Raw genomic sequence first — 8,199 nt, 5'->3', positions numbered from 1 at the left:
GCCTTCGGTTGGTTCAGTTACACCACTTCTAGGGACACGATCAATGAAACTCCAGCATGGGTACCTCTGGCTGAAAGCGACATAGAGACGGAATCTCACAGACACCAAGGCACGCCCGGTTCAAATTTGCACAGAACCTTACGAACGGTTCAAATTCGGACTGAATTAAGTTCATACTAGTCATGGATCATCCGGCCCAGCCTGATCATCCACCACACCGTTCGCACCCCGATGGAGACAATCGCTCATGCGCGTCGAGACAATCAGTTACCTGAAAGCTCATGCATCCGATCTGGATCTTCAAGAACCGATGATCGTTACACAGAACGGCAAGCCTGCTTATGTCGTCGAGTCCTATGAAGATCGTATCCGCCGGGACGAAGCCTTGGCGCTGGTCAAGCTACTGGCTATCAGCTCTCGCGAATATGCCGAAGGCAAGTTCCTGACGGCTGACGAAATGCGCGCTCGTAGAGCCAGAAAATGACCCGTACGGTTTTCACCCACGCCGCCATTCGCTCGATCGACACGCAGGAACTCTATCTGGCCGACAAGGTTGGCGCTCAAGCCGCCTCGAAGTACTTCGGGGAACTGGAAGATAAAGTAGAACAGCGACTCAACGATCACCCGGAATCCGGACAGCTCTGCCTGCAAGCTGCGGAACTGGGGGCCATTCAGTATCGAGAACTGAATTACAACCCTTATCGGGTTATCTACAGCCATGACGCCGCCAGCGACACAGCCGTTGTGCACCTGGTATTGAATCAGGCACAAAACGTGAGGGATTGGCTGGTGCATTACTGCCTGATCAAAGATCTCGATTGACGAGTCTTCGGGCAACACTCCTCCTGGTTTGACTCAGGCTCCCCGATACCGCTTCAAGTGCTCCCCCACCTTCGCCGCCGGCACCTTCTGCAGCTTGCACAGCAAGTCATGGGACAACTCCCGCAGCCCATGCTTGTCACGCAGTTCCCCGGCCATGTGCGCCAGCAGGTTCGCCGCCATCTCGGCATCGGCCATCGCCCGGTGCGCCTTGCCAGTGTTCGGTAGCTGTGCATAAGTCGTCAGGGTGCCGAGCTTGTGGTTCGGCGCCGCCGGCATCAGACGGCGCGCCAGCAGCAGCGAGCAGGCGAAGTTCTGCAGGCGGGTGCGCTTGATCCGCGACAGCTCATAGTCCCAGAACTTCTGGTCGAACGCCGCGTTGTGCGCCAGCAGCGGCGTGATGCCAACGAATTCGTTGACCTCGTTCATCACCCGCTCGGCCGAGGGTGCCGTGCGCAGCATGGCGTTGCTGATGCCGGTCAGTTGTTCGATGAACGCCGGCACTCGCACGCCGGCGTTCATCAGGCTCTGGTAACGGTCGACGATGCGCCCCTCTTCCAGGATGACCACGGCAATTTCCGTCGCCCGGCAACTGCTGCTCGGCGAGATGCCAGTGGTTTCAAAGTCGATGACCGCAATACGTTCCAAAGCGCTGCCCTTTCAATGATCGGTTGTTCAGTTTTTCAGCAGCAACGCGCCTTCGATCGGCACGTAGCGGCTCGCCGCGCGAATCAGCGAGTTGGCCGTCAACCCCGGCACGCCGTAGGCCACCGCCTCGACTCCATGCTTGGCGATGATGCGTTCGAGCAACAGGTCGAAATCGCCATCGCCGGAAGCCAGCACCACCTCGTCGACGTTCGGCGCGGCATCCATGATGTCGAGGGTGATGCCCACGTCCCAATCGCCCTTGGCCGAGCCATCGCTGCGCTGGATGTACGGCTTGAGTTTCACCGTGAAACCCAGGTTGCGCAGGATCTGCTGGAACTGCTGCTGCCTGCTGTCGCCCCGGTCGATCGCATAGGCATAGGCCTCGACGATCTCTCCGCGCCGACTGATATCGGCCCACAGGGCGGCATAGTTGAAGTGGCAACCATAGGCCTGGCGAACGGTGTAATAGAGGTTCTGCACATCGGCGAACACTGCGATTTTCTTCACCGCGAATCCTCATGACGGCGCAGATGCGACTGACGGGCTGACGGACACCTCGAGGGCGAGCAGGTGCCCAGTATGCCAGCATGGGGGAAGGTTCCGCGAACAATCAACGCCCGCGCCTGCTCGGCGATGACGCGGGAAAACGGGTTGTCGTACGGCAATGAAGGCCACCCGGGGCGCGCTGGCGTCCCGGATGGCGGGTGGGTCAGACGTAGGAATCGTCGTCAGAGAAAGAGCTGTCGTCGCTGTAGTCGCTGTCGAGGAAACCGCCCTGGTCGTTGTTGCCCCAGGAATCGTTGTTGGCCATGCGTTGCTCGTCGTTCCAGCCACCACCATTGCCCCAGCCATCGTTGTTACTCATCGGCGCGGGCTCGATGATTTCCTCGATGATCTGCGGCTGTTGCTGGTTGTGATGGAACAGGCTGCTGATGCCCTCGGCCAGCATCACGCCACCGGCGACGCCCGCGGCGGTTTTCAGCGCACCACCGAGGAAACCACTGCCGATCGGCGCGGCCGGGGCCGCCTGCTGTGGCGCGTAGTTGCTGGGCGGCGGGTTGTAGTTCTGCTGTGGCGGGGCATTGAAGGCTGGCCGCGCCGGCTCGCGCCAGCCGCCGCCCGAACTGCTCGGTGCAGGTGCGGGTTCGCGATTGCCACCGCCGAAGAGGCTCGACAGGAAGCCGCCGCTGCTCTGCGCCGGCGCCCCGCCCTGGGCGCGGGCCTGTTGCAGTTCAGCCTGGAGTTGCTGGACCTGGGCCTGCAGTTGCCTGTTCTGCTCGTCGAGACTCTTGACCGCGTGCTCTTGCACCAGGATCGATTGAGTCATGTAGTACGGCGCAGCCGGCTGGCGCGTCAGATGCTCCTTGATCCGCGCCTCGGCCTGGGCGTCACGCGGGGCTGAATCCTTTTCGGCTTGTTGCAACCGTGAAAACAGTCCATCGATCAGGGTTTGCTCTTCGCTATTCATGGCGACCTCATCAGATTGCCGGGTAGAAATCGGTCGTCCTGGCCAACGGTGGCAGGGACGTACATCAGTTATGGGGTTGTTGCGGGAAGTTTCAATGATCCTTACGCAACGTTTACATTTGAATGTCGATCAGCCGCTTCGGTTAAAGTGTCACCTTGCTTTGACCTTGATAGCGACCCCATGACTCCGTTCACCGTACTGCGCGACTCCCTGTATTTCTTTCGCCGCAACCTGGGCCGGATCGCCCAGCTCTGCCTGCCCCTGGTGGTACTCGAAACCGTGCTCCAGCACCTGCTGGACAACGCCATCGGCCCCGATGCCCCGCCCACCTACGACCTGCTGGCCGGGCTGGTGGTCTACCCGTTGTACACCGCCGCCCTGATCCTGTTCCTCGACGCCCGCACCCGTGGAGAGGCCCCCGCCAACCGCGTGCTGCTGGCGGCGGCCGTGAGCCTGTGGCCACGCATGGCCCTGCTGGCCGCGACCACCACCGTGGCAACCGTGCTGGGCCTGTCGTTGTATTTCCTGCCCGGCATCTGGCTGACCGTGGTGCTGGCCTTCGCCGAATACCGGCTGGTGCTGAACAGGAGCGAGCCGCTGCGGGCGATGAAGGAGAGCTTCAATCTCAGCCGCGGCAATTTCTGGCTGACCTTCACCTGCATACTCTGCGTCATGACACCGCTGTGGCTGCTCAAGGGGCTGAGCGCCAATCTCTACCCGGAGCCGCAGAACCCGCTGCTGACGGTGCTCATCGACAGCGCGCACAGTTTTTTACAACTGTTTACCAGCGTCGTGCTCTTCCGTCTGTATATGCTGATCAGCGAAAAGGCTGACCGGGACTGAGCGGACAGCCCCCAGGGAGAGGGGCTTAACCGCAACAAGGTCGTCGGATATGCTCCCAAATCCACTGCAGCGTCGTAAGCCGTGCCCATGACCCGTTTATTGCGTTACACATCGCTGAGCCTCGTCCTGATCACCGCCCTGCTCGGCCTCGCCCTCTACAGCCTGACCTGGCGCCCCGCCGACAAGGAAACCCTGCCCGTCAGTTGCACCGCCCAGGCACCGGTGCTGGTCGCTGGCCAGGCGCTCAAGGTGATGACCTGGAACGTCCAGTACCTGGCCGGCAAGCGCTACGTGTTCTGGTACGAAACGGCCGACGGCAAGGATGAGCGCCCGACGCTGGCCGACATGGCCTTCAGCCTCGATGAAGTCTCGCGGGTGATTCGTGACGAACAGCCGGACCTCGTGCTGCTTCAGGAAGTCGATGACAACGCCAAGGCCAGCGCCTACCAGGATCAGCTCAAGCTGCTTCAGGAACGGGTCGCCGACCTCTACCCGTGCAGCACGCAGGCCTTCGACTGGAAAGCCGACTTCGTGCCCGACAGGCATATCCTCGGCAGCGTCGGCCGCAAGCTGGCGATTCTCAGCCGCTACCAGGTCGAACATGCCGAGCGCCTGCAACTGCCTCTCGGCCCGGCCAACCTGATCGCACGCCAGTTCCAGCCCCGCCCGGCGCTGCTGCTCAACTACCTGCCGATGAGCAATGGCGATCAACTGGCGGTGATCAACACCCAACTGGCGTCCTTCGCCCAGAACGACACCCAGCTGCGCCAGGTGCAGGCGACCATCGAACTGCTGGACAAGCTCGAAAGCCGGGGCACGCCCTGGCTGATCGGCGGCGATTTCAACCTGCTGCCCCTGGGCCAGTACCTGCGCCTGCCGGCGCAGTTGCGCGGCGGCTATTCGGCGGACAGCGAGCTGCATGTGCTGTGGGACAAGTACCCGATGATCCCGAGCAACAACGAAGCCAGCGGGATCGACCGCGAGCAGTGGCTGACCTTCTATCCGAACAACCCCGCCATCAGCGGCCCGGACCGCACGCTCGACTACATCTTCTACAGCGCGAAGATGCGCCGGGTGCAAGCCCGGGTGCGGCAGGACGATACGCTGAAGATCTCCGATCACCTGCCGCTGGTGGCGCGGTTCCTGCTGCCGGCCGGCCAATAGCGGCATGCAGCCGCCTCAATGCGTCGCCGCCGGCTTGGCGTCGATCCGCACCCGCATCAGCCGGTAGGGTTTTTCCCGCTTGTCCTGCCCGTCATTGAAGCCGGGCGAGCGATGCAACTGGTTGGCGGTGAAGTAGAGATAGCCGTCCGGCCCGATCGACAGGGTGTCCGGCCACTGCGCCCGCGGGTCCTGGACGATGGTCCGCCAGTGCCCGTCGGGCAGGCGCTGACGGATGGCATCGTGTTCGTAGTCGCCGGCATAGACCGAACCGCTGGCATCCGCCTCGAGACCATCCGAGGCACCCTTTTCCCCCAGGTCGACGACCGCCTTCTCCAACTCGGTCTCACTCACGCTGGCGTCACGCAGCAACGCAGTGGAAATCGAATAGAGGTGCCGGCTCGACAGTGGGCAGAAGTACAAGGTCCTGCCATCGCTCGACAGGGCGATGCCATCGGAAGCGACCTTGAGGAGGCGGGTACCCCCCTGGGCGTCACGGGTGATCAGGGCCGGCTTGCCCTCGATCATCGGGACGAAGGACGGGTCGACCGAAGTGGATTTCGCGCCGCTCAGGCGTCGGCTGGCGCTGCCACTGGCAAGGTCGACCACGATGATCCCGCCGGGGCCGCTGACGGAAGAGTCGGTCACATAGGCGACACCGGCCTGGCCGACGCGAAAGTCGAAGCGCACATCGTTCACATAGGTACTGGGCAGGATGACGTCGGCGGGGAACACCAGCGTCTTCACCACCTGGTTGGAGGCCAGGTCGATCGCCACCAGCTTGGCGCCCCCGGCCCTGGGCTGGGAAAACCCGGGAGCGGCGGTGTCGAGTACCCAGAGCCGGCCCCGGCCATCGGCGACCACACTCTGCACACTGATGAAACCGGCTGCTGGATCCTTGGGGTCTGCGACGTTGATCGACCGGTTCGGGTAGGCGACCAGCTTGCCGTCGACGATCTCCGCCACGGTGAACTCGACGTTGTCGCCCCAGCGCGGGAAGTTGACGAAGATCCTTCCGGTTTCCGTCACCGTCACCCCCGTTGGCATGGCCCCGTCGAACGCGTAGACCTGTTCGGGAGCGGCCGGGGCGGCGAAAGAGAAAGCGCTGGCGGAAATGGCCAGCGCGAGGCTTGCAACCTTGAAGAGGGCTTTCATATTCGATTTCCTGAACTTCGAGTGGACACTGTCGGGAACCCCGCCACCTCGTCAGAGACTGGCACCGACAGAACGGGAGTGGTGGCAGGCTATCCGTGCCGTTCAATCGAAAAAACCGCCTGATGGGGACAAGACCTTCAACGTTTCATTGAAAATGCTCGGGCACCTGCCGGAACACCGCAGGTGCCCGCCAGCTCAGGCAACAGGAATCGGGTTGTCGACCAGCGACAGGTTGAACTGGTGGATCAGTTCATGTTCGTGCTGGCCCTGGTTGGCGCGCAGCGGCACGACCCGGTCCACCAGCACTTCGGTGGTCGCGGTTTCGAGCTTGGCCAGGGTTTCGCGGATGAAGTCGTCCAGCGGCATGGCACGCTCGTCGCCGCTCTTGTGGATCAGGTCGGTGTCCACCCACGGCGGCGCGATTTCCAGGACCTTGACGCCGGTATCACGCAGCGCAAAACGCTGCGACAGCGAGTAGGAGTGGATCGCGGCCTTGGTCGCCGAATACAGGGCCGTGGCCGCCAGTGGCAGGTAGGCCAGTACCGAACTGTTGTTGATGATGTACGCCTCGGGCTGGCGCTTGAGATGCTCGACGAAAGCCGCGCTGATCCGCACCGGGCCGAGCAGGTTGGTTTGCAGGAGGCCTACGGCCTGCTCATCGTCGTAGTCACCGGAGCCAGGATTGTCGAAGGGCATGATGCCGGCGTTGTTGATGACCACGTTCAGCAACGGATGGCGGCGAATGACTTCCCCGGCGACCGCCTTGATCTGCTGCGGATCGTTGATATCCAGCTGGATGGTGTCGATCCCCGGGTTGGCCCGGGCGATCTCGTCCAGCAGGGCCTGGCGCCGGCCGGCGATGATGACCTGGTTGCCACGCTGGTGGAACGCCTCGGCCAGGGCCCGGCCGATACCCGAAGTGCCGCCGGTGATGAAGAGGGTGTTTGCGCTGAGTTTCATGGGTCGTGTCCTTCTGAATGAACGGGGATCAGTGGGTGTTGTAGCGAGGTGCCAGGCGGTTGCTGGAAAGCTGGCCGAACAGTGCCCGCCGGCTGGTTTCGTACTGTTCGAACGGTTGCAGGTCATGCAGCGACGGGATGGAAATCAGCACGTCCCGGTCAAAGTCCTGCAGGGCGCCGTCGACCAGGTCGGCGGCCGACATCACGATGCCCGGGTCGAGGTTTTCCACCGGCAGGCCGCCGATCTGCCAGAAGTCGGTCGCGGTGGCGCCGGGCAGGACGGCCTGGACCTTGATGCCCTGCGCGGACAGCTCCTTGTGCAGCGACTGGCTGAAGGCGGTGACATACGCCTTGCTGCCGCCGTACACGCCATTGAGCAGTTCCGGCGCCAGGCTGACGATCGACGAGATGTTGATCAGTGCGCCCTGCCGGCGGGCGATGAAGCCCGGTACCGCGGCGTAGGTCAGGCGGGTCAGCGCGGTGACGTTGAGGCTGATCATCTCGGCCATCCGTTCCACATCGCTTTCCAGCAGGCTGGTATGGGTGCCGATACCGGCGTTGTTCACCAGCAGGGTGATGCTGGCGTCTTCACGCAGCTTGCGCTCGACCCGGGACAGATCCTGCGGATTGCCCAGGTCCGCCGGGAAGACTTCGACATTGCGCTGGGTATCGGTGGTGATGCGGCTGGCCAGGCTGTTGAGGCGATCGCGATTGCGGGCGACCAGCACCAGGTCGTAACCGCGGCGCGCCAGGCGCTCGGCATAGATCGAACCGATGCCGGTGGAAGCGCCAGTGATGAGGGCGGTACCCTTGTGTTCCTGAGTCATGTTCCTGCTCCGTCATGTGTGGGGACTGGAGCCATGATGCGGAAAGTCGCCTATGTCTTAAACGACGTATATGGTAGTTTTTCAGGACATCAAAACAGGAGCATTGCCATGCACCGAGTGGGCTATCTGCTGACCGACGGTTTTCAGGTCATGTCCCTGGCCACCCAGGCGGTTTTCGAGTTCGCCAACCTGGTCGCGGGGGAACCGGTCTACCGGATCCAGAACTTCTCATTGGCGGGAGGCCTGGTGCGCTCGTCCCTGGGCATGCAGATCGACACGCTGGCGCTGGGCAAGCCCGGCCTCGCCGACAGCTGGATGG

The 8,199-nt window shown here is 62.6% G+C and carries 10 protein-coding genes and 1 pseudogene; 5 read left to right on the top strand and 6 right to left on the bottom strand.

The genetic code is table 11. The features are described 5' to 3' along the window. Positions 1-247: 247 nt before the first annotated feature. Positions 248-484 (top strand): type II toxin-antitoxin system Phd/YefM family antitoxin, encoded by a 237-nt coding sequence (locus K675_RS0108940; RefSeq protein WP_017903174.1) that lies wholly within the window; start codon positions 248-250, stop codon positions 482-484. Continuing rightward, positions 481-822, top strand: coding sequence for a type II toxin-antitoxin system RelE/ParE family toxin (locus tag K675_RS0108935; protein ID WP_017903173.1), 342 nt, complete (start codon positions 481-483; stop codon positions 820-822). Before K675_RS0108940 ends, K675_RS0108935 begins: the two co-directional genes overlap by 4 nt. Positions 823-855: 33 nt before the next feature. Here K675_RS0108935 and K675_RS0108930 read toward each other — a convergent pair whose 3' ends face one another. The 3 genes from K675_RS0108930 to K675_RS0108920 form a co-directional block, all read right to left on the bottom strand. Next, the gene (locus K675_RS0108930; RefSeq protein WP_017903172.1) at positions 856-1,467 is read right to left on the bottom strand and encodes a 3'-5' exonuclease; all 612 of its coding nucleotides are present in this window, start codon (positions 1,465-1,467) and stop codon (positions 856-858) included. 27 nt (positions 1,468-1,494) lie between these two features. Beyond that, positions 1,495-1,974, bottom strand: coding sequence for an NYN domain-containing protein (locus tag K675_RS0108925; RefSeq protein WP_017903171.1), 480 nt, complete (start codon positions 1,972-1,974; stop codon positions 1,495-1,497). 202 nt (positions 1,975-2,176) lie between these two features. Continuing rightward, positions 2,177-2,935 carry a DUF2076 domain-containing protein gene (locus tag K675_RS0108920; RefSeq protein ID WP_017903170.1) on the bottom strand — a complete coding sequence of 253 codons (759 nt, stop codon included), beginning with the start codon at positions 2,933-2,935 and terminating at the stop codon, positions 2,177-2,179. A 180-nt stretch (positions 2,936-3,115) separates the two neighbouring features. On the opposite strand from K675_RS0108920, the gene K675_RS0108915 reads away from it, so the two are divergent. Both K675_RS0108915 and K675_RS0108910 read left to right on the top strand, forming a co-directional pair. Continuing rightward, the gene (locus tag K675_RS0108915; RefSeq protein WP_017903169.1) at positions 3,116-3,778 is read left to right on the top strand and encodes a YciC family protein; all 663 of its coding nucleotides are present in this window, start codon (positions 3,116-3,118) and stop codon (positions 3,776-3,778) included. Positions 3,779-3,865: 87 nt separating this feature from the next. Next, positions 3,866-4,942, top strand: coding sequence for an endonuclease/exonuclease/phosphatase family protein (locus K675_RS0108910; protein WP_026145046.1), 1,077 nt, complete (start codon positions 3,866-3,868; stop codon positions 4,940-4,942). Positions 4,943-4,957: 15 nt separating this feature from the next. Here the strand turns inward: K675_RS0108910 and K675_RS0108905 are convergent, their stop codons facing one another. The 3 genes from K675_RS0108905 to K675_RS0108895 form a co-directional block, all read right to left on the bottom strand. Then, on the bottom strand, positions 4,958-6,094 hold the full coding sequence (locus K675_RS0108905) for an L-dopachrome tautomerase-related protein (RefSeq protein ID WP_017903167.1): 1,137 nt from the start codon (positions 6,092-6,094) through the stop codon (positions 4,958-4,960). Positions 6,095-6,289: 195 nt separating this feature from the next. Further along, positions 6,290-7,054 carry an SDR family oxidoreductase gene (locus K675_RS0108900; RefSeq protein WP_017903166.1) on the bottom strand — a complete coding sequence of 255 codons (765 nt, stop codon included), beginning with the start codon at positions 7,052-7,054 and terminating at the stop codon, positions 6,290-6,292. A 28-nt stretch (positions 7,055-7,082) separates the two neighbouring features. Further along, positions 7,083-7,880, bottom strand: coding sequence for an SDR family NAD(P)-dependent oxidoreductase (locus K675_RS0108895; RefSeq protein ID WP_017903165.1), 798 nt, complete (start codon positions 7,878-7,880; stop codon positions 7,083-7,085). Between the two features lie 108 nt (positions 7,881-7,988). Between K675_RS0108895 and K675_RS30505 the strand changes: the two are divergent. After that, positions 7,989-8,199 (top strand): annotated as a pseudogene (locus K675_RS30505) (GlxA family transcriptional regulator); the annotation flags it as partial.

This window comes from Pseudomonas fuscovaginae SE-1 (assembly GCF_000364705.1).
Taxonomy (GTDB): Bacteria; Pseudomonadota; Gammaproteobacteria; order Pseudomonadales; family Pseudomonadaceae; genus Aquipseudomonas; species Aquipseudomonas fuscovaginae_A.
This window is presented reverse-complemented; position numbering and strand designations above follow the sequence as displayed.